Origin of the sequence: Streptomyces sp. NPDC047085 (assembly GCF_040643735.1) — a bacterium.
Taxonomy (GTDB): Bacteria; Actinomycetota; Actinomycetes; order Streptomycetales; family Streptomycetaceae; genus Streptomyces.
This window is the reverse complement of the sequence record NZ_JBEYUW010000006.1, coordinates 183,819-204,507: the sequence shown is the minus strand read 5'-3', so window position 1 is coordinate 204,507 and position 20,689 is coordinate 183,819. Positions and strand designations below refer to the sequence as shown.

18 protein-coding genes and 2 pseudogenes are annotated in these 20,689 nt (G+C 73.2%); 12 read left to right on the top strand and 8 right to left on the bottom strand.

Features of this window, described 5'->3' with window-relative positions; translation table 11 throughout:
• Positions 1-373: 373 nt before the first annotated feature.
• The 5 genes and pseudogenes from sthA to ABZ865_RS22195 all read left to right on the top strand — a co-directional run.
• Positions 374-1,780 carry a Si-specific NAD(P)(+) transhydrogenase gene (gene sthA / locus ABZ865_RS22215; RefSeq protein WP_361232804.1) on the top strand — a complete coding sequence of 469 codons (1,407 nt, stop codon included), beginning with the start codon at positions 374-376 and terminating at the stop codon, positions 1,778-1,780.
• 240 nt (positions 1,781-2,020) lie between these two features.
• Positions 2,021-2,680, top strand: a complete 660-nt coding sequence (locus ABZ865_RS22210) for a DedA family protein (RefSeq protein ID WP_361232801.1) — start codon at positions 2,021-2,023, stop codon at positions 2,678-2,680.
• Positions 2,680-3,282 carry a phosphatase PAP2 family protein gene (locus ABZ865_RS22205; protein WP_361232798.1) on the top strand — a complete coding sequence of 201 codons (603 nt, stop codon included), beginning with the start codon at positions 2,680-2,682 and terminating at the stop codon, positions 3,280-3,282. Before ABZ865_RS22210 ends, ABZ865_RS22205 begins: the two co-directional genes overlap by 1 nt.
• Entirely contained in the window at positions 3,279-4,052 is a 774-nt protein-coding gene (locus ABZ865_RS22200) for a phosphatase PAP2 family protein (protein WP_361232796.1), read from the top strand. The genes ABZ865_RS22205 and ABZ865_RS22200 overlap by 4 nt, the downstream gene beginning before the upstream one ends.
• Positions 4,006-4,611: pseudogene (locus ABZ865_RS22195) on the top strand (response regulator transcription factor); the annotation flags it as partial. The gene ABZ865_RS22200 and the pseudogene ABZ865_RS22195, both read left to right, overlap by 47 nt.
• A gap of 12 nt (positions 4,612-4,623) precedes the next feature.
• On the opposite strand, the gene ABZ865_RS22190 reads toward ABZ865_RS22195, so the two are convergent.
• From ABZ865_RS22190 to ABZ865_RS22175, 4 genes are all read right to left on the bottom strand, one after another.
• Positions 4,624-5,463, bottom strand: coding sequence for a hypothetical protein (locus tag ABZ865_RS22190; RefSeq protein WP_361232793.1), 840 nt, complete (start codon positions 5,461-5,463; stop codon positions 4,624-4,626).
• 95 nt (positions 5,464-5,558) lie between these two features.
• Positions 5,559-6,413, bottom strand: a complete 855-nt coding sequence (gene prcB, locus ABZ865_RS22185) for a proteasome subunit beta (protein ID WP_361232791.1) — start codon at positions 6,411-6,413, stop codon at positions 5,559-5,561.
• An 88-nt stretch (positions 6,414-6,501) separates the two neighbouring features.
• Positions 6,502-7,455, bottom strand: a complete 954-nt coding sequence (locus ABZ865_RS22180; RefSeq protein WP_361233632.1) for a lysylphosphatidylglycerol synthase domain-containing protein — start codon at positions 7,453-7,455, stop codon at positions 6,502-6,504.
• A 518-nt stretch (positions 7,456-7,973) separates the two neighbouring features.
• Entirely contained in the window at positions 7,974-9,449 is a 1,476-nt protein-coding gene (locus tag ABZ865_RS22175; protein WP_361233630.1) for a hypothetical protein, read from the bottom strand.
• Between the two features lie 242 nt (positions 9,450-9,691).
• Here ABZ865_RS22175 and ABZ865_RS22170 point away from each other — a divergent pair, with 242 nt between their 5' ends.
• Complete coding sequence (locus ABZ865_RS22170) at positions 9,692-10,075, top strand: BlaI/MecI/CopY family transcriptional regulator (RefSeq protein WP_361232788.1); 384 nt, start codon at positions 9,692-9,694, stop codon at positions 10,073-10,075.
• A complete protein-coding gene (locus ABZ865_RS22165) occupies positions 10,072-10,965 on the top strand; it encodes a M48 family metalloprotease (protein ID WP_361232785.1) in 894 nt (297 codons plus the stop codon). Before ABZ865_RS22170 ends, ABZ865_RS22165 begins: the two co-directional genes overlap by 4 nt.
• 27 nt (positions 10,966-10,992) lie before the next feature.
• Here ABZ865_RS22165 and ABZ865_RS22160 read toward each other — a convergent pair whose 3' ends face one another.
• Positions 10,993-11,733 carry a beta-phosphoglucomutase family hydrolase gene (locus tag ABZ865_RS22160; protein ID WP_361232783.1) on the bottom strand — a complete coding sequence of 247 codons (741 nt, stop codon included), beginning with the start codon at positions 11,731-11,733 and terminating at the stop codon, positions 10,993-10,995.
• Between the two features lie 110 nt (positions 11,734-11,843).
• Here ABZ865_RS22160 and ABZ865_RS22155 point away from each other — a divergent pair, with 110 nt between their 5' ends.
• The 5 genes and pseudogenes from ABZ865_RS22155 to ABZ865_RS22135 all read left to right on the top strand — a co-directional run.
• Complete coding sequence (locus ABZ865_RS22155) at positions 11,844-12,530, top strand: nucleoside/nucleotide kinase family protein (RefSeq protein WP_361232780.1); 687 nt, start codon at positions 11,844-11,846, stop codon at positions 12,528-12,530.
• A gap of 301 nt (positions 12,531-12,831) precedes the next feature.
• Positions 12,832-14,475: a phospholipid carrier-dependent glycosyltransferase gene (locus tag ABZ865_RS22150; RefSeq protein ID WP_361233627.1), complete on the top strand. Its 1,644-nt coding sequence runs from the start codon at positions 12,832-12,834 to the stop codon at positions 14,473-14,475.
• Positions 14,476-14,528: 53 nt separating this feature from the next.
• Complete coding sequence (locus tag ABZ865_RS22145) at positions 14,529-15,476, top strand: MurR/RpiR family transcriptional regulator (protein WP_361232777.1); 948 nt, start codon at positions 14,529-14,531, stop codon at positions 15,474-15,476.
• A 396-nt stretch (positions 15,477-15,872) separates the two neighbouring features.
• Entirely contained in the window at positions 15,873-16,253 is a 381-nt protein-coding gene (locus ABZ865_RS22140; RefSeq protein ID WP_199843316.1) for a hypothetical protein, read from the top strand.
• Between the two features lie 321 nt (positions 16,254-16,574).
• Positions 16,575-16,905: pseudogene (locus ABZ865_RS22135) on the top strand (lyase); the annotation flags it as partial.
• Positions 16,906-16,951: 46 nt separating this feature from the next.
• Here ABZ865_RS22135 and ABZ865_RS22130 read toward each other — a convergent pair.
• The 3 genes from ABZ865_RS22130 to ABZ865_RS22120 form a co-directional block, all read right to left on the bottom strand.
• Complete coding sequence (locus ABZ865_RS22130; protein ID WP_361232774.1) at positions 16,952-17,800, bottom strand: hypothetical protein; 849 nt, start codon at positions 17,798-17,800, stop codon at positions 16,952-16,954.
• A 327-nt stretch (positions 17,801-18,127) separates the two neighbouring features.
• Positions 18,128-19,114, bottom strand: coding sequence for a hydroxyacid dehydrogenase (locus ABZ865_RS22125; RefSeq protein ID WP_361233624.1), 987 nt, complete (start codon positions 19,112-19,114; stop codon positions 18,128-18,130).
• Between the two features lie 256 nt (positions 19,115-19,370).
• Entirely contained in the window at positions 19,371-20,471 is a 1,101-nt protein-coding gene (locus ABZ865_RS22120) for a substrate-binding domain-containing protein (protein WP_361232771.1), read from the bottom strand.
• Positions 20,472-20,689 lie beyond the last annotated feature (218 nt).

Genomic DNA, 20,689 nt, shown 5'->3' with positions numbered 1-20,689 from the left:
GGCGGTCCGGGAACCACACGACAACGGGGGCCTGACCGGGCGAGCCCGCGGTGTCCGGCACGCCGGCACCGGCCCGCTCCGGGCATCGGTGCGCGCGTCGGATGCCGAGGGTGCGCAACGGCTGCCCAGGTGTGCGCAGACAGGGCTGCTGAGGTGTGCGGGCATTCGGCTGCTGAGGCGTGCGCGGACACGGCTGCGGAGGTGTACCGGCGCACGGCTGCTGAGGCGTGCGCCCGCACACAGCTGCTGAGCGGGTGCACGCGGCTGAGGAGGCCGTGCGCGTCAGCAGAGTCGGCTGCATCGGCCACTGAGAGCAGGCTGTGCGGCGCAGGGGCCTTCCGTGGGGAGCACGGCGGCTGCCAGACTCCCGAGGGTGCCCGACTTCGACATGCTCGTCATCGGATCCGGACCCGGCGGGCAGAAGGCCGCCATCGCCGCGGCCAAGCTCGGCCGCCGGGTCGCCGTCGTCGACCGCCCCGACATGCTCGGCGGCGTCTCCCTGCACACCGGCACCATCCCGTCCAAGACCCTGCGCGAGGCCGTGCTCTATCTGACCGGTCTCACCCAGCGCGATCTGTACGGGCAGAGCTACCGCCTCAAGGAGGACATCACCGTCGCAGACCTGACCGCGCGCACCCGGCACGTGGTCGGCCGCGAGGTGGACGTGGTCCGCAGCCAGCTCTCCCGCAACCACGTGGCCGTGTACTCCGGCACGGGCCGCTTCGTCGATCCGCACACCGTTGCCCTGCGCGACGACGCCACCGGCGAGGACCGGCTGCTGAGCGCCGAGCACATCGTCATCGCCACCGGCACCCGGCCGGCCCGTCCGGAGAGCGTGGAGTTCGACGGGCGGACCATCATGGACTCCGACAACGTGCTCTCGCTGGAGCGGGTGCCGCGCTCCATGGTGATCGTGGGCGCCGGTGTCATCGGCATGGAGTACGCCAGCATGTTCGCCGCGCTGGGCAGCAAGGTGACGGTGGTCGAGAAGCGGCCCGGGATGCTGGACCTGTGCGATCTCGAGGTGGTGGAGTCGCTCAAGTACCACCTGCGGGACCTGGCGGTGACGTTCCGCTTCGGGGAGACCGTGGCGGCCGTCGAACGGCATTCCCGGGGCACCCTCACCGTGCTGGAGAGCGGCAAGAAGATCCCCGCCGACACGGTCATGTACTCGGCGGGCCGCCAGGGACTGACCGCCGGCCTCGACCTGGACAAGGCGGGGCTGACGGCCGACGCGCGCGGCCGGATCACGGTCGACGAGCACTACCGCACCGAGGTCGGGCACATCTACGCCGTCGGTGACGTCATCGGCTTCCCGGCGCTCGCGGCGACCTCCATGGAGCAGGGCCGGGCGGCCGCGTACCACGCCTGCGGGGAGCCGGTCGGGCGGATGCACAACCTGCAGCCGATCGGCATCTACACGATCCCGGAGATCAGCTTCGTCGGGCGGACCGAGGACCAGCTCACCGAGGACCGGGTGCCGTTCGAGGTGGGCATCGCCCGATACCGGGAGCTGGCGCGGGGGCAGATCATCGGGGACTCCCACGGCATGCTGAAGCTGCTGGTCTCACCGGTGGACCGCACGCTGCTCGGCGTGCACTGCTTCGGCTCCGGGGCGACCGAGCTGATCCACATCGGGCAGTCCGTGATGGGGTGCGGGGGCACGGTGGACTATCTGGTCGACGCGGTGTTCAACTACCCGACGCTGGCGGAGTCGTACAAGGTGGCCGCGCTGGACGCGACGAACAAGCTGCGGCAGATCGACCATCTCGGCGAGTGATCCGGGCGTGCGGCGCGAGGACGGAGGCGGCCATGCCGCCGCCCCCGGTCCACTCCTGCCGCGTCATGGAGCCGCGGTCATGCGCAGTGAAGCCTGCGGCAGGCCTTTCTTACGAGAAGGGAAAGCGCGCCGGAACCTTCCTGGGCCGCGAGTCGTCTACAGTTCGGTAGACCGTCTACACATGTGTAGTCGGATGCTGTCGAACCACGTAGTCGAGGCAAAAGGAAAGGGCGTGCGGCGATGGCCACTCCCTCAGACCTGTCGTCGCAGCTCGCGGTCAACGTGCTCGACGCCCACTCCCTGCTCGCCGCCTTCGGGGTGGTGGGCGTCGGCGTGGTGCTGTTCGCCGAGACCGGCCTGCTGATCGGCTTCTTCCTGCCGGGAGACTCCCTGCTGTTCACGGCGGGCCTGCTGTGCACGGGCACCTCCGGTCAGGGGCTGCACCTGTCGCTCGGGCCGCTGCTCGTCGCGGCGGCCGTGGGCGCCCTGGTCGGCTCGCAGTGCGGGTATCTCCTGGGCAGAAAGGCGGGCGGGGCCCTGCTGGCCCGCAGCCGGTCGGCCCGCCTGCACGAGGGCGCGCAGCGCGCCGAGGTCCTGCTGGAGCGGTACGGATACGCGAAGGCGATCGTCCTGGCCCGCTTCGTGCCGGTGGTGCGCACGGTGCTGAACCCGATGGCGGGTGCGCTCGGCGTGCCGGCCCGCACGTTCACCTTCTGGCAGGTGGCCGGCGGCCTGGTGTGGAGCCTCGGCCTCACGCTGGGCGGGTACGCGCTGGGCTCGTCGATCCCGAATGTCGACAAGTACTTGCTGCCGATGGTCGCGCTGATCGTGCTCGTGTCGCTGATCCCGCTCGCCGCCGAGGTGCTGCGCTCCCGCAAGGCCGCACGGGAGGTTCGTTGATGAACCTCGCGCTCACGGGCTCGTCGGTCGACGGCTCGCTGTACCGGGGCCTGGTGGACCTCGCCCGCCGCACGCCCGGCTGGCTGGACGGTGTCGTGACGGTGTGGTCGGACTTCGGCCTGGCCGTGTTCGCGCTGCTCATGGTCGTGGGCTGGTGGCGGGCCCGGCGGGCCGGCGCCGACGCGGCCATGACGGCGCTGGCCGTCCCGGTGGCGGTCGTGGTGGCGTACGGCGCCGACGCCGGGCTGAAGCTGCTGGTCAGGGAGGACCGCCCCTGCCGGCATCTGCCCTTCCGCACGCTGGAGGCGTGCCCGGCGCGGGGTGACTACGCCTTCCCGAGCAATCACGCCGCGATCGCGGCCGCGGCCGCCGTCGCCCTCTTCTTCGTCTCCCGCCGGCTGGGCGTAGTGGCCGCCGTGTGCGCCGTGGCCATGGCGGCCTCCCGGGTCTGGGTGGGGGTCCATTACCCGCACGACGTGCTCTTCGGGGCCGCCGTCGGCGGTCTGGTCGCCTTCCTCGTGATGACCGTGCTGCGGCACGCGCCGCGCGGGCTGACCGGACGACTGGCGGGGACCTGGCTGCGCCCGCTGCTGCTGTCATGAACCGCAAGGGCATCGCGGAACTGGCGGGGAGTGCCGCGCTCGGCGCCTGGGCGGCGTTCGCCGTGCTGGCGCTGGTCGTCTCGGGCCGCGGCGGTGCGCCGCTGTTCCTGGACAGCGGCCTGCTGAACTGGTCCGTCGCCCACCGCCCGGCGATGGCGGTGGCCGCGGCCCGGGGACTGACGAACACGGGCACCGGGCTCGTGCCGTACGCGGTGGTCGTGCTGGCCGGGCTGCTCACGGGCCGGACCCGGCGGCAGCGGCTGATGGCCGCGCTGCTCGCGGCCGCGTGTCTGGCCGCCGGCCAGGCCGTGCGGTACGGCGTCATGAAGCTGGTGGACCGGCCCCGCCCGCCGTCCTTCGAGTGGCGCACCGAGGCCTCCGGCTGGTCCTTCCCCTCCGGGCACACCACCACGTCGGCCCTGACGGCCGGTCTGGTGATCCTCGCGCTGTGCCTGCGCGCCCGGCGCGGCCGCCTTCCGCTGTGTCTGGCGGTGGGCTGCTGGGGCGCCGGGGTCGGCCTGACCCGGGTCTTCCTCGGCGTGCACTGGTTCACCGATGTGCTCGGCGGCTGGCTGTTCGCCGTGGGCTGGCTCGGCACGTGCCTGTGCGCCGCGGTCTGGTGGCTGCCGGACCGCCTCCTCACCGGCACCGGTGGCGTGGGCGCCGCCGGCGAGCCGGATCACTCCCCCGACCCCGGCACGGCCGACGCGCCGTTGGAGAAGCATGCGCCCCAAGATCCTGGTCGTCGAGGACGATCACGCCCTGCGTGACGTGCTGCGCCGCGGACTGCACGACGAGGAGTTCGACACGCTGACCGCCGCCGACGGTGCCACGGCCCTGCGGCTGGCCGGCTCCGACGTGGCCGCCGCCGTGCTCGACGTCGGACTGCCGGACGCGGACGGCAGGGACGTGTGCCAGGCGATGCGGGCGAACGGCTTCCTCGGCCCGGTGGTCTTCCTGACCGCGCGGCACGGGCTGACGGACCGGCTGTCCGGCTTCTCCGCCGGCGGCGACGACTATCTGCCCAAGCCGTTCCACCTCGCCGAGCTGGCCGCCCGGCTGCGGGCCGCCCTGCGCCGGTCCGCTCCCCCAGGGGCGTCCGCCGCGGCCGGCGGCCTCGTCCTGGACGCCGTACGCCACAGCGCCGCCGTGAACGGCACCCGGATCGAGCTGACACCGACCGAGTTCCGGCTGCTGGCCGCGCTCGCGGCGGCGGGCGGCGATCTCGTCCGCCGCCGCGACCTGGTCCGCGCGGGCTGGCCGGAGGGCGCGCGGGTCAGCGACAACACCCTGGACCAGTACCTGACCCGTCTGCGCCGCAAGCTCCGCGCCACGGGCCCGTCAGGCGGCCTGCCGCACGGCCTGCTCGGCGGCCCGCTCCTCGGTGACGTCCTTGCGGGTCACCGACAGGAAGACGACGAGGCCGAGGATGACGGCGAGGAACAGCGCGCTGGTCACCACGGTGCCCAGGCCCAGGCCGCCGTCGCCGGTCGGCTGGGAGAGGTAGTCGCCGACGGAGGCGCCGAGCGGGCGGGTGAGTACGTAGGCGATCCAGAAGCTCCACACGGCGTTCAGGCCGAGTGTGAACCGGGATATCGCGACCGCGGCGATCGCCGCGGCGAACAGCAGGGCGGACACCCAGTAGCCGAGGTCCATCCGCTCCGCGACCAGGTCGCCGGCCGACGTGCCGAGCGCGAAGGTGAACAGCACGGCCAGCCAGTAGAAGGCCTCGCGACGGCCGGTGTCGATGTGGTGGATCGACAGGGTGCGCTCGACCCGGTACCAGGCGGCGAAGACGATCACGAGGGCGATCCCGAAGACGGTGGTGGTCGTCTCCAGCGCCACGCCCATGTTGTCGGTGAGGTTGTCGCTGACCAGGGTGCCGACGACGCTGATCAGGGCGACGGCCGTCCAGTACACGCCGGCGCGGTAGGCCTTGGTGCGGAACTGCACCACGAGCACGACCGCGAGCAGTGCGCTCATCAGCAGCGATACGCCGGTCAGGTCGAGGCCCGCCTTCTCGTTCAGCAGGTCGGCGGCGGTCTCGCCGACGGTGGTGCACAGCACCTTGATCACCCAGAAGTAGACGGTGACTTCGGGCACCTTGTTCCAGCGGCCCCGGCGCCCCGGGGCCGTGATTCCGGCGTCGGCCACGGAGGCCGGAGAGGTCTCTGATGTCATGGCACCGACGCTGCCACCGGTTTCCTGAACGCATCCTGACCGCCGACACGCGGGAAGGACCGGCGGGTGGGTCAGGTGTCCGAGAAGGAGCGGTGTCAGGGAGTGGCGTGCGGTCCGTCCGGGCGGTCCTGGCGCTGGGCGACCGTCTCGCGGCTCAGCTCCTCCGTCTCCGCCTGCGGCAGCCGCTCGAATCCGTCCTCTGTGATGACCGAGACGATGGGATAGATACGGCGGTTCAGGTCGGGGCCGCCGGTGGCCGAGTCGTCGTCGGCGGCGTCGTACAGCGCGTGGAGGGCGGCCAGGGCGGCTTCCCGGCGGGACATCCCCCGGGTGAACAGCTTCTTCAGCGCGCCCCGGGCGTACGGCGAGCCGGAGCCCTCGGCGTGGAAGTCCCGCTTCTCGTACAGGCCGCCGGCCACGTCGAAGCCGAAGATGCGGCCGTGTGCGCCATCGGGGGCCGTGAGGTCGTAGCCGACGAGCAGCGGGACGACGGCGAGGCCCTGCATGGCCTGGCCGAGGTTCTGGCGGATCATGGTGGCCAGGCGGGTCGCCTTGGCGTTGAGGGTCATGGGGGTGCCCTCGATCTTCTCGAAGTGGGTCAGTTCGACCCGGTAGAGCTTCACCATGTCCACGGCGAGCCCGACGGTGCCGGCGAAGGCGACGGCGGTGTGATCGTCCGCGGGGTGCACCTTCTCCAGGTCGCGCTGGGCTATGAGGTTGCCCATGGTGGCGCGGCGGTCGCCGGCGATCAGGACGCCGTCGCGGAAGGTCAGGGCGAGCACCGTGGTGCCGTGCGGGAACCGGTCGGGCGCCGCACGGACGCCGTCCGGGAACGGCGGTGCGGTCGGCAGCAGTCCGGGCCGGTGGGCGGCCAGGAACTCGGTGAAGGACGAGCTCCCGGGCGTGAAGAACTCCCCGGCCGGCCGCGTCCCTGTGTCGTGTCCCGACATGTCGCTCCCCCTCCTGTGGCGCATCCCTGTGGCGCATCGCGACACCGGTGTCCTACCTGGTGCGGGGGGCGGGGAAACTCCCGCCCGTTCACAGCGCCTTGCGCCGGACCAGTACCGCGAGCACCACCAGGCCCGGCACCAGGGGCAGCCAGACGGTGAGCAGGCGGTAGCCGAGCACGGCGGAGGCGGCCGTGGCGGCGGGGGCGCCGGACGCGGTCAGCGCGAAGGCGAGCGCGGCGTCCAGTGAGCCGAGGCCGCCGGGGGTGGGCAGCAGGGCGGCCGCGCTGCTCGCGGCGAGGTAGAGCAGGGCCGTCTGCAGCGGGGGCAACGGCAGTTCGACGGCCTGGGCGACGGCGATGACCACCACGGAGTGCAAGGCGGCGAAGGCGAGCGAGCCGCCCCACAGGGCCGCCGCGCGGGTAGGGCAGGCGTGCACGGCGCGGATGTCGGCGAGCACGCTCGTCACCGCGCGGTGGCAGCGCGGCCACAGCGGGCCGGCCACCAGCGCGGCGAGCAGGGCGACCGCGCCGAGCCCGGCGGCGAGCGCGGCCGGCGAGACGTGCGGGACGCGCAGCAGGCCGGGGCAGGCGAGGGCGAGCAGCACGATCAGCGCCAGGCGGACCACCGCGCCGGCGCCGGCCTTGACGGCGAGCGCGCCGGCCGAGCGGCAGGCGGGCAACCCGCAGCGCATCAGGAACCGAAGGTTCACCGCGCCCGCGCCGACTCCGGCCGGCAGCAGGTGGTTGGCGGCCGAGGCCGCGAACTGCGCGGCGACCAACCGCGGTCCGGGCAGCCGCCGGGTGACCGCACCCTGCTGGGCGAGCGCCGAGGCCGCCCACGTGCCCATGGCCGCCAGGGCGCCGACCAGCAGCCACCCCTGGTCGGCGACGGCCAGCCGCTCCGCCCCGGTCCGCACCGCGGGCCAGTGCCGCCGCCCCACGTAGACCGCGCAGAGCAGCACACCGAGACAGACGGCACTGTGCCAGTAGGCCCGCCGCCGCCCGAGGCCGACCCCGGCGAGGCCCCCGGGGGACGCGAGCAGCGGGCCCTCGGCGGGCCGGAGCTCCTCGTGAGCGGCTTCCGCCGCGACCGGCCCGCTCACGCGAAGGCCCCCGCCGCGCCCTGCCGTGTCCTGCCCGGCCGGTACGAGCACTCCAACCGGTACGAGCATCCCGGCCGGTGCGACCATCCCGGGCGGTACGAGCATTCCGGGCGGTGCGACCATGCCGGCCGGTGCGACCATGCCGGCCGGTGCGACCATGCCGGCCGGTGCGACCATGGCCGGGTCACCCGGCGGTTCCGCACCACCTCACGGGTCACCCCTCGGCCATGCGCCACCTGACGGTTCATCCCCTGCCTCCACCCGGCGTGTCGAGTCATGCGCCGACCTCCACCCAGCCTCACCGTGCCCTGTGCGGCCTCCGCGACCGCTGGCCGGTCACCCGCGGCCTCCGCCACCTGCCGACTCATACGGCCTCCACCCGGTGTCGTTCATCGGCGTCGTTCATCGGCATCGCTCATCGGCGTCCTCCGCTGCCGCCTCCTCGGCGTGCCCGGTCATCAACCGGCCTCGGGTACGGCGTAGTAGAGGCGCAGTCCGTCGAGCGGCACGGACGGCCAGTGCCGGGCGTACCCGGGTGGCCGGTCGCCCTGGGCCACCAGGGTGGCCACCGGGCTGTGGCGTGCGGTGTCGGCGATGGCCTGTGCCGTGCTGTTGGCGTTGTGCCCGGACGTGGCGGCCGAGGAACAGCCGGTGTAGAACGCGACCGGGATGGCCTCGTGCCCGGTGAGCAGACAGGGCGGGCGCACGCCGAGGCTGTGCAGGGTGATGGCGGTGCGGGACCAGGCTTGGTGGGCGGCGGTGGTGCGGTCCACGAGGCTCACGAGCACGCCCAGTTGCACCGCGAGGTGGACGGCGAGCCCGAGCGCCACCAGGGCCGTCGCGAGCCGCCGCCGGCCCCCGTCGGGCGCGGTCGTCAGGCGGACGAGCGCGTCGGCGACGGGGATCGCGAGCAGGGCGTAGGCGGGCTGCAGGAAGCGGGGCGCCGCGTAGCCGATCAGGAACAGGTAGGGCACCGCGGCCGTCGCGGCGCAGGCGAGGGGAAGCAGGGTGGGCGTCGTGCGCCGGGCGCGGACCGCGAACGCCAGGGCGAGCGCGGCGAACACGGGCAGCGCGAACCACCACACGGTGACCAGGGGGTGGGGCAGCGCGCCGGTGCACGGCCGGCACAGGGCCCGCCCGCCGAGGCTGCGCAGCTGGTCGACGACGGCGAGGTGGAAGCCGAGGCCGCCCTGGATCGCCGAGCCGTCGGACAGGCGCCGGACGAGGCCGCCGTAGGCGACGTACGCCTCGATCACCCACTCGGCGGCACCGGCCACGAGGCCGGCGAGGAGGGCGAGCAGGGCCCGCCGGTGGCGGCGGGCGAGGCCGAGGGCGAGCAGCGGCAGCGTGGCCCAGACCGCGTCCGTGGGCCGCATCCACGCCATCAGCGCCCCGCTCGCGACCAGGCCCCACCACGCGCCCCGGTCGGCTCCGGCGCGCAGGAAGCAGGCGACGGCGGCGAGGGCGCCGACGGCCACCCAGTAGTTGGGCATGGCCTGGGGGCCGTAGAAGAGCGTCACCCACAGGGAGGCGAACAGGGCGCCGGCCAGGGCGAGGACGCGTGCCGGGAACAGGCCCCGCCAGGCGCGCAGGGCCAGGAACAGGGCCAGGCCGGACAGGACGGCGAGGTAGACGCGCAGCAGGGCGGTGGAGGACGACCAGGAGGCGATCGGTGCGACGAGCAGGGAGACGCCCCGCGCGCGGGGTGCGCTGAAGAAGGCCGCGGGGGCGTGTCCGCTGACCTGGCTGACGTAGACCGTCTCGTCCCAGCCGAGGCCCATGCCCGGGCGGACGAGGACGAGTTGGGCGAGAGCGAAGGCGGCGGCGACCAGGGCGAGGGGCCGGGTGGCGCGGTCGCGCGCGGTGCCCGCGGACATGCGGCGCGAGCGCTCGCGCCGGGCGGCGTCGAGTGTGGCGTGCGCGCTGTCGGCCATCATCACCCCTCAACCCCTACACCTTGTAGGGCCGTTGTCACCCTACAGCCTGTAGGGCCGAGGGGAGGCTCGGGGAGACCCGAAGGAAGCAGGACGCAGGAGAAACGAGGGGGCAAAGCGAGGGAAGAACTCGGGAACGCAAGAGCTCAGGGAAAACATGGACAAACTAGCGTGGATCGCGCGCGTCCGCCGGACACATACCGCCATCCGGGCCACGGCCCTACGCGCTGTAAGGTTGGGGCATGGCTGGCACAGGGTCCCCCGGCAGAGCGGAACGGCGCAGCGCCGGGGCGCTGGAGAGCGAGGTGCTGGCCGCCCTCTGGGCCACCGAGCGGCCGCTGACCCCGGCGGAGATCCAGGCTGAGATCGGCGGCGGGCTCGCCTACAACACCGTGCACACCATCCTCAAGCGGCTGTACGACAAGGGGCTCGTGCTGCGGGACGCCGACGGGCGGCGCGGCGCGTACCGGCCGGCGAAGAACGCGGCGGAGCTGACCGCCGAGGCAATGCACGAGGCCCTGGACCGGGGTCCGGACCCGATCGCGGCGCTCCAGCAGTTCGTGACCGGGCTGAGTGCCGAGGAGGAGCGGGCGCTGCGCGAACTGCTCGCCGGAGGCGGCGCATGAGGTTCGACGTCTACACCCCGCTGCTGCTGTCCGTGCTGCTTCCCCTGGTCAGCCCGGTGATCGGCCGGCGCGTGGCCCCCGCGCTCGCCGCGCGCGTGCTGGCCTGCGCCGCCGTGCTGACCGCCGCGGCGACCACCTGGTCGTTGATGCTGCTGGCCGCCGCGCTGCTCGGAGACGCTCCGCCGGTGATCGCGGAGGCCCGGGAGGACGGCCGCCGGCTGGTCGACCCGGTGCCCGAACTGGTCGGCGTCGCGGCGCTTGTCGCCCTCCTGGTCGTCGTCCACCGGGTGTACCGGGCGATCCGCTGCGAGCGCGCCACGCGGCGGGCCCTGCGGCGCCTGTGCGCGGGCCAGCCGGCCGACACCGAGCTGGTCGTCGCCGCGTCCCCGGTGCCGCAGGCGTTCGCCGTTCCCGGCCGGCCGGGCCGGATCGTGGTGACCTCGGCGATGCTGTGCGCGCTGGAACCGGCCGAGCGACGGGTGCTGCTCGCGCACGAGCGGGCCCATCTCGCGTACCGGCACGGCACGCTGGTGACCGCGACGACACTGGCCGCCGCGGCCAACCCGCTGCTCGCCCCGGTCCGTGCCGCCGTGACCTTCCTCGTGGAGCGGTGGGCGGACGAGCGGGCCGCGGACGACGTCGGGGACCGGCGCACGACCGCCCGCGCCCTGGCCCGCGCCGCGCTCACCGCGGGCGGCGCCCGGCCCGGCTGCGCCCTGAACTTCACCGACCGCGCCGTCACCCGCCGCATCGCCGCCCTGCAGACGGCACCGCCCCCGCATCTGCGATCCGCCGCCCTGGCCGTCCTCGCCCTCGGCGTTCTCCCGGCCCTCGGCGCCGCCGACGCCACCCGCGACCTGCTCACCCTCCTGACGAGCGTGCTGACCTGAGCGCGTGACCGGTCCACCGGTCCGCGATCACCGCTCGTCTCCCAGCTCGGCGAGGTCCTTCACGACGATGCTCGCGCCGTGCGCGTAGAGCGCGTCGGCCTGTCCGGTGCGGTCGACGCCGACGACGTACCCGAAGCCGCCCGCGCGGCCCGCGTCCATGCCGGCCAGCGCGTCCTCGAAGACCGCCGCCCGTGCCGGCTCGACGCCCAGGTCGTGGGCGGCGGCCAGGAAGGTGTCGGGGCGGGGCTTGCCCGGCAGGTTCCGCTCGGCGGCGACCACGCCGTCGATCCGTACGTCGAAGCGGTCCTCGGAAGCGACGGCCCGCAGCACCTCGCGGCAGTTGGCGCTGGAGGACACGATCGCGGTGCGCAGGCCCTGCGCGCGGACCGCGTCCACGTACCGCAGCGTGCCGTCGTAGGCCTCGACCCCGCCGGACCGGATCTTCTCCAGCAGCAGGGCGTTCTTGCGGTTGCCGATGCCGTGCACGGTCGGGGTGTCCGGCGGGTCGTCGGGGGTGCCCTCGGGCAGGTGGATGCCGCGCGCGTCGAGGAAGGCGCGGACTCCGTCGGCGCGCGGGCGTCCGTCGACGTACTCGTCGTAGTCGGCGACCTCGTCGAACGGCCGCGCCCACTCGCCCTCGTAGGCACGCAGGAACGCGTCGAAGGTCTCCTTCCAGGCGGCCGCGTGCACCACGGCCGTCTTGGTGACGACGCCGTCGAGGTCGAAGAGACAGGCCAGGATGGTGTCGGGCAGACCGAGGTGAGTCATACCCAGCACTCTTCCCCGCGCGTCTCTCCGCGTCCCCGCACCACGCGGGCGCGGGTGGTGGGTGGCGGGCGCCCTGCGTCGTGCGGGGCGCCGGTGACACACTCTCCACTGTGGCGCTGACCTTCGACGACCTTCTCCTGCGTGCCCGCGCCCTCACCCGGGACGGGCGGCGCGCGCTCCTCGGCATCGCGGGCAGTCCGGGCTCGGGCAAGACGACACTGGCCGAGCGGCTGGTGCGCGCCCTGAACGACGGCGGGCCGCCCTGGGTGGCGCACGTGCCCATGGACGGTTTCCACCTCGCCGACGTCGAACTGGACCGGCTGGGCCTGCGGGACCGCAAGGGCGCGCCGGACACCTTCGACGCGGCCGGCTACGCGGCGCTGCTGCGGCGGCTGCGCGAGGACACCGACGAGGTGGTGTACGCGCCCGGGTTCGAGCGGGTGCTGGAGCAGCCGATCGCGGGCGCCATTCCGGTGCCGCCGACCGCACGACTGGTGGTGACCGAGGGCAACTACCTTCTCCTGCGCGAGGGTTCGTGGGCCCGGGTGCGGCCGTGCCTGGACGAGGTGTGGTTCTGCGAGATCGACGAGGAGGAGCGGGTACGGCGGCTGGTGGCCCGGCACGAGGAGTTCGGCAAGGGCCCCGAGGCGGCATTGGCCTGGGTCCTGGGCACGGACGAGCGCAACGCCGACCTGATCGCGACGACACGGGACCGGGCCGACCTGGTGGTCCCGGCCGGCGCGCTCCCCTCGCCGTGCGCGGTGCCGCCGACCCGGTCGGCCGCCGGGCAGGGCTGACCGGCTTCCGTGCCTGTCCCCGTCCCCGTCACCGCCCGAGGGGCCGGGGAACCCTGAGGGGCTGGTGAACCGCGCCCCGGTGCGGGCCGTACCCGTAGGCGCGGCAGAAGGTCTGTCGGTACGAGGACGACTCGCGGGGCGGATGATGGCGAGCGAACAGCGCACGGTCTCAGCCGCAGGACAGACGGTCCTGCCGGCCGAGGCACGTGATGCGCCCGAGGCATGTGATGTGCCCGAGGCTCTCGACGCACCCAGGGCTTCCGGCGCCCACGATCCCGCCCCGAGCTCGCTCCGGGGCCGTCTGCACGCGGCGTATGCCGGGCTGCGCCGCCGCAGGCGGTGGCTGGTACCGGTGCTCGTGGGGCTGCTGCTGGCCCAGATGGCCGCCGCGATGATCACGACAGCCGTCGAGCAGACGCCCACGATCGACGAGCCGGTGTACGTGGCCACCGCCACCGACTACCTCCACGAGCACCGGCTGCGGTACAACCCCGAGCACCCGCCGCTCGGCAAGCTGCTGATCGCGGCCGGAGTCGCGGTGGCCGACCCGCACTACGACCCGTCGTACCCGGGCACCCAGGGTGACGTGGGCCGGCATCTGCTGTACGAGTCGGGCAACGATCCCTGGCGGTTGGTGCTGTGGGCACGGCTGCCGGTGATCACCCTGACGCTGCTGTTCGGGCTGGTCGTGTGGCGGTTCGCGCGTGAGGTGGCGGGTACGGAGGCGGGCGGGCTCGTGGCGCTCGCCCTGTACGCCTTCTCCCCCGACGTGATCGCGCACGGCTCGCTGGCCACGCTGGACGTGCCGGCGGCCGGGTTCGTGCTGACGTCGGCCTGGCTGGTGTGGCGGGCGCGGCGGCGGCCGGTGCTGTACGTGCCGTTGGCCGGTGCTGCCCTCGGTGCGGCGGTGGCGACCAAGATGAGCGCGCTGCCGGCGGTGCCTGTGGTGATGGGACTCGCGCTCGTGTCGGTGTGGGCCCGGCCGGACGTCCGGCGTCGGCGCAGGGTGCTGACGGGGCTCGCGGGTGCGGTGGTCGTGGCGCTGGTGGCGGTCGCCGTGGTGTGGGCCGCGTATCTGGCGGTCGATCCCCGGCTGCGGTTCACCCCCGCCGAGCCGGTGCCGGCCGTTCACGCACTGCGCGGGCTGCACGGGCTGCGCGGGCGCCTGACGGAACTGCTGCCGCTGCCGCCGGCGTACCGGGCCGGTATGAGGGTGCAGTTCGCCCTGGAGGACCAGCCGTGGCAGGGCTTTCTGTTCGGCCGGCTCTACACCGGCTCGCTCTGGTACTACCTGCCGGCCGCTCTCCTGGTGAAGACACCGCTCGGGCTGCTCGCGCTGGGTGTGACGGGGTGCGTGGCGGCCGTGGCGGTACGACGGCTGCGCCCGGCGGCGCCGTACCTGGTGCTGCCGCCCGCGGTACTGCTGGCCGCGGCGATGACGGGCTCGCGGGACTTCGGGACCCGGTACGCGCTGTTCGTGCCGATGTTCCTCGCGGTGGCGGGGCCGTGCGTGCTCACGCTGCGCCGACGGTGGGCGGGGCCGCTGACCGGGGCTCTGGTGCTGTTGGTGGCGGTGAGTTCGCTGCGCGCGTTCCCGTACTACCTGCCGTACTCCAGCGAGGCCTTCGGCGGGCCGGCGCACACCCATCGGCTGTTGCACGACGCGAACGTGGACTGGGGGCAGGACCTGGGCCGGCTCGCCGACCGGCTCCGGGAGCGCTACCGGGGCGAGCGGGTGTGGCTGGTCTACAAGGGCAGCGGGGTGCCGTCGTACTACGGCATCCACGCTTCCGATCCGCGGGCGGTGCCCCCGGACCGGGTGCACGGGCTGCTGGTCGTGTCGGACTCCGCGGTCGCCAAGGCACGGGGCGAGCTGGCCGAACTGATCGAAACGAGCCGTCCGGTCGATCAAGTGGGTCATTCGATCACCTTGTACCGGCGATGAGCCCGCCGACCGATCACAACTCCCTAATCGTTGTGGTCGGTGAGCTATGTTGAATGATCGTGGGAGACAAAGTTGACGGACCAGTACCCTCACCGCAGCAGGCACGCGCCCAGGCATCGGCGATCACTTCGGGCAAAACCGCCCCGGAGGCCGAGGCGTCGCCGACCTCCCAGCTGAGGGAACTCTTCGACGGCCCCCGCCTGTCCCCGGGGCAGCGTCGCGTCGCCCAGTACCTGATCGAGCACATCACCGAGGCCGCGTTCCTGTCGATCACCGAGCTGGCGGACCGCGTCGGCGTCAGCCAGCCCTCCGTCACCCGCTTCGCCGCCGCCGTCGGCTTCAGCGGCTACCCGGCCCTGCGTGAGAAGCTCCAGTCGATCGCGCTGAGCACGCTGCCCGGCGGCGCCGGCGAGGAGAACCGCGCCAACGAACTCCAGGCGGCCGTCGACGCCGAGATCCAGAACCTGGAGAACCTGCGCCGCGACTTCGCCGACCCCGACCGGGTGATCCGCGTCGGCCGCGAGCTCTCCCGCTCCACCCCGCTGACCGTGCTGGGTCTGCGCATCTCGGTGTCGCTGGCGGAGTACTTCGGCTATGCCGCCCGCCGTATCCACCCCGATGTGCGGCTGGTGACCCGGGGCGGCAGCGTGGCCTACGACGCGCTGCTCCAGTCCCGCGAGGCCGGCGGGACCTGGGTGCTGGCGTTCGCGATGCCCCGGCACGCGCAGGAGACGCTCACCGCGCTGCGGGTCGCCCGCGAGGCGGGCCTGAAGGTCGCGCTGATCACGGATCTGGCGCTCGGCCCGCTCGCCGACGAGGCCGACGTCATCTTCGCCACCGGCACCGGTTCCCGTCTGGTCTTCGACTCCTACGCCGCGCCCGGCTTGATGGCCGCCGCGCTGCTGCAGGCCATGACCGACGCCGATCCGGAGCGCACTCAGGGCCGTCTGGAGAAGTACGAGCAGGTGGCCGACCAGCAGCAGTTCTTCATGAAGGACTGAGCTTCCGGGGCGCGTACGGGGATCATCCACCACAAAGCGCGCATGAATGTTTTCATACGTCTTGCAAAGCGGTCGGCATATATAAATACTGCTCACGGATCGCACCCGGTCGAACTCAGGGGCGTGGTCCGCACCGACGAGCTCACCGCTCGCCACCGCCCCGAGAAAGCCGACGGACAGCCGATGCGCACGCAAGCACACCAGCGGTGCCGGTTCCCGACGCCCGGGGCCCTCGAACGGACACCCAGGGCCGCCGTTCCCTACCCACGGCGGCGCACGGGGTGTTCGCAGGCGCGTCGCCCAGGCGAGGCGCCCGTGGCGGTCCCGGTCATCCCCTAGGCCGGGGCCGCCCCAAGACCCGTCGGACCACCCCCTCGACGCCGCACACCGGAAGCGATGACCATGCCCTTGACCACCACGCGCATCAGTCCCGACTGGCCCTGCCAGGTCAAGACGCCCGGCAGCTACGACTGGGAACGCTCGGCGGCCAAGTGGCTGCGCGACCTGATCCCCGCCCGCTACGCCAGTTATCCGGCGCTGATCCGGCACCCCGTGCTGCTCGCCCGGCACGCGCAGATCCAGGTCCAGCAGGAGATCCGGGTGGCGCGGACGGCCCTGCAGACCGCGCGCGCCGAACTGCCCGTCCTCGGGCTGCCCGAGTCCGTCATCGAGCACACGATCAAGCTGTACGCCGCCGAGCTGATGCAGCTTCAGCACATCGCGCGCAGTGTCCGCGCGGTCTCCGAGGCGCTGGCCTCCCGCGGCCCGGGCCGCTGAGCCTCGATCAGTCGTCGCGGTGCCACCAGTACCAGACGAGGCCGACGACCAGGGCCAGCAGGAAGGCGGCGGGCATCAGCAGGCCCGGGATGCGGGAGCCGGTCATCGGCGTGGCCTTCGATCGTGGTACGAGGTGCAAGGTGCGAGGTGCGTGCTGCCACGTACGTGTTGCGACGTACGTGCAGCGAGGTGCGCCCGGCGGTGAGCCGCGGGGCAACTGCCCATGATGAGGCCTCCGGCCGGTTCTCGGCGGTACTTTTCCAAGGTGTTGCCCGGCGTTTGAGTCCAAGTTCGGCTCACCCCCGGGCGTTCGCGGCACCGGACGAATTCGCGACGCTCCGAGCGAAGTGGCGCACCCTGATCCTCGGCGAGGGCTTCGACCCCGCCGCCGAACCCTTCACGTCCCGGCTGACCGACCTCGGGACCACGGCGAGCGGACTGCTCGCCACGATGGCCCCGGCCCCCGGGCTCGCTCTGGCCCGACCTGGTGTACACCGACCCCGACCCGGACACCGACCGGGAGTCGTACGGCTTCTCGGGCAATATGAACACCAGTTACACCCGTCTCGACACCCTCGCGCAGGCCTACTGCCAGCCCGGCACCGGCCTCACCGGCGACAGCGGTCTCCGCGACGCCGTCCTGACCGGCCTCGCCGGGGATCTGACCCGGACGGCGGGCGCGACCCAGCGGATCACCGTCAGGCTGGGCTGACCGCCCCCTGGACGAAGCGGCTCAGGGACGCCGTCAGCGCGCTCACGAAGGCATCCCGGTCCGCCTCCGGGAGGGCGTCCAGGGACAGATACGGGTTGAGGTCCTCCAGCTCGACCAGCAGCAGGTCGCCCTCCGGGGTGCGACAGGCGTCGACGCGCTGGATGCCGTGGCCGAGCCCGTTCCAGTCGATGAACCGGCGGGCGAACCCCAGGTCGGCGGCGGTGGCCGCGTAGGGCTTCAGCTCCCAGCGGCGCTTGGGGTCGGGGGCGTACAGGGCGTACTGGAAGTCGTCGTCGACGAAGTAGAAGGAGACCTCGTAGGTGAAGTCGACGTACGGCTGGACGAGGACGCTGCCGTCCGCGAGGGGTGCGTCGGCGATCCGGGCGGCGGGCAGCGTGCGCAGGCCGAGGGAGTCCGCGCCGAACTTGGGCTTGACCACGTAGCGCCGGGCCGATGGCAGCCGGTGCAGGTCGGCGGCACGGTCGACCGTGGGGATGACCGGGTGGCCGGCCTCGGTCAGGTCCAGCAGGTACTGCTTGCCGGCCATGTCGGCCTTGCCGGTGAGCGGGTTGTACACCCGGGTTCCGCTGCTCAGCGCCCGGGCGCGGAAGGCGTCGTACTCCTTCTGGTAGCCGAGCACGGGTCCGCTGTTGCGGACGACGACGCCGTCGTAGCCGTCCATGAGCGCGGCCGCGTCGAGCGGGTGGCACAGGGCCAGGTCGAAGTGGGCGCGCAGCCGGGAGGTGAGGAAGACGTCCTCGTCGCCGTAGCGGCGCCCGCGGGCCGGGTACGCCAGGTCGGTGACGTAGAGCAGGCGGGGGCGGTCGGCGGGCATGGGGTCTCCTCGGGCGGGCCGGTACGGGCGCTGGGCCGGGCGGCGACGGCGGTGCGGGAAAGATGGTGCAGAAAGGTTACGTCGCAGGGTGCAGGTGTCCACCGGCAGGCCCGGTCCGTCACGGGGCCCGTCCGTCACGCGGGTGCGGTCCGTCACGCGGGCGCGGTGGCCAGTCCGGCCGCCCACAGGTCCTCGACGCCGATGCCCGTGAGGCCGCGGCGGACGGTGCGGCGGGGTGCCGGGGTGATCGGCGTGTACGACGGGACGGCGAGGACGCTGGCTGCGGCCAGGCAGGGGCCGGACAGGGTGGGAGTGTCGTTGTCGGGCTCAGGCGGAGCGGGTCAGTTCCTCGGGGCCGATGTCGTGCGCGAAGGGCAGGCCGCGGGCGTAACGGGCGACCTCGTCGACCGCCCAGTCGGTCATACGCCCCAGTTCGTTGCCGAGGGAGCCGGCGATGTGCGGGGTGAGCAGCACGTTCGGCAGCGTGTAGAGGGGTGAGTCGGCGGGTGGTACGTCGGGTTCGGTGACGTCGAGGACGGCGTCGATGCGTCCGGTGAGCAGGTGCGCGGTGAGGGTGTCGGTGTCGACCAGGGAGCCGCGGGCGGTGTTGACGAGGGTGGCGCCGTCCTGGAGGAGGCCGAGGCGCCGGGCGTCGAACATGTGCCGGGTCTCGGGGAGTTCGGGGGCGTGGATGGTCACCACGTGGCTGCGGGCGGCGAGTTCGTCCAGGCCGACGGGTTCGGCGCCGAGGGCGCGGGCCTCGGCGGGGTCGACGTACGGGTCGTGGAGCAGGACGTGCAGGTCGAACGGGCGGAGCAGCTCGATCACGCGGCGGCCGACGCGGGAGGCGCCGACGACGCCGACGGTGCGGTGGTGGTTGCCGTGGCCGCTGAAGTACGGCAGCACGTCGGGCTGTCGGCGGGCGCGGGTGTAGGCGCGGGCGATGTCGAGGACGCGCTTGCCGCTGAACAGGATGGCGGCGAGGGTGAATTCGGCGACCGGGAGGGCGTTGGCGGCGGCCGCGGAGGAGACGGTGATGCCGCGCTGCCAGACGGCGTCGGTGACATGGTGTTTCACTGAGCCGGCCGCGTGGACGACGGCCCGCAGCCGGGGCATGCGGTGCAGTGCCTCCTCGGTGAGCGGGGGCGCGCCCCAGTGGGTGAAGAGCACTTCGGCGTGGGCGAGTCGGAGTGCTTCGGCAGGGCTCGCGTCGATGATCGTCGTGATCGTTGTGGTCGTGTCGACGCGGGCGACGGTGTGCAGTCGGTCGAGGGCGCCGTCGGTGAGGAGGGAGCGGTGGATGTCGGTGCCCATGGCGAGGACGGTGCGGGGGCGGGTGGGGTCATGGCTGGGGGTGTGGGTCACGGTCACCGTCACTTCACCGCGCCGGCGGTCAGCCCCGAGCGAACGTGACGTACGCGTCATGGCACGGCTCCTACGAGACCTCGTACGGGAAGAGGCGGTCGCAGGACATCTTTTGTGCAGACACGATCAACGTCAAGAGCGTTCGTGCGAAATAATCAATACAATCGCTGGACGATCGATTCGCTCGCACGGCTGACCGGTGCGGTCAGAGACGGTCGGCGCCCGCCGTCCGGCCGCCGCAGGAGGAGCGGATCCGCAGCTCCGGGAGCAGGTCGATGTGCTGCCGCGGGCTCGGCGGCTGTGCGCCGGCCCGCTCGGCGATGCGGCGCAGCAGGAGGTTCGCGGCGAGTTCGCCCACCGAGCGCTTGGGCGGGGCGATGGCGGTGAGGGGGACGTCGGCGAGTCCGGCGACCTCGTCGTCGTAGGCGATGAGAGCGAGGTCGTCGGGGACGCGTACGCCGCGCGCCTGGAGGCGGGGCACGAGCACGATCGCGTCCTCGTCGCTGTGCACGAGGGCGGCGGTGACGCCGCGCTTGCGCACCGCCTGGACCAGGTATTCGACGGACACGTCGTAGTCGCCGCGTTCGCGGACGCTCGGGGCGTCCGTGTCGACCTCAATGCCGCGCGAGCGCACGGCCGCCTGAAGGCCGGCGCTGATCTGGTCGGCGTGGGGCCCTTCCTGGAGGACGGCGGTGATCCGGCGGTGCCCGAGGGCGGCGAAGTGACCGACGGCGACGGCGGCGCCCTGGGCGCGGTCGGTGCGGACCCGGTCGAGTTCCGCGGCGGGATTGCCGGGGCGGGCGAAGCGCTCGACCAGGACGGCGGGCACCCCGCACTCCATGAGCCACTTCTCCTGCCCGTCCTCGGGGACGCCACCGAACCAGCTGGGCGCCACCAGCAGCCCCTGGACACCGCCCGCGACCAGGTGTTCGGCCTGGACGGAGTCCTCGGTGTCGACATAGCCGGAGACTCCGAGCACCAGCCGGCCCCCCATGGCCCCGACGGCCTCGCGGGCGCCGCGCACGATCTCGGCGAAGATGTAGTTCGTGGTCGGCACGATCATGCCGACCACGGCGCCCTCGGCGGGCTCGGGCCGCCGTTCGGGGGCGGGTTCGCTGTCCCCCGGCCAGACCACGGCACCGTGCAGCCGCTGCACCCGGCCCTGGGTCGCCAGGGTCTCCACGTCACGCCTCAAGGTGACGGCGGAGACACCGAGTTCGGCGGCCAGTTCGGCGACACGGATACTGCCCCGCTCCCGGACGAGTTCGAGCACCCGCTCGTGGCGCTGGTCGACGTGCAGTCGCATGGGGCTCCCCCTGGAACAGTGATCCGGAACGGTGATCCCGAGTGGGCTCACTCTACGCCCGCAATCGTATCGATCGTTTTCAATCAATTCGATCGTTCCGGTGCTCGGGTGGCTGCTCAGGGCGGGCCCAGGGTGCTGGGACGGTGGGCTCGCCCTGAGCGCCTGGCAGCACTCAGTTCCCCCACGACGGCTCTGGAATTGCACTGAGTGTCACGCCG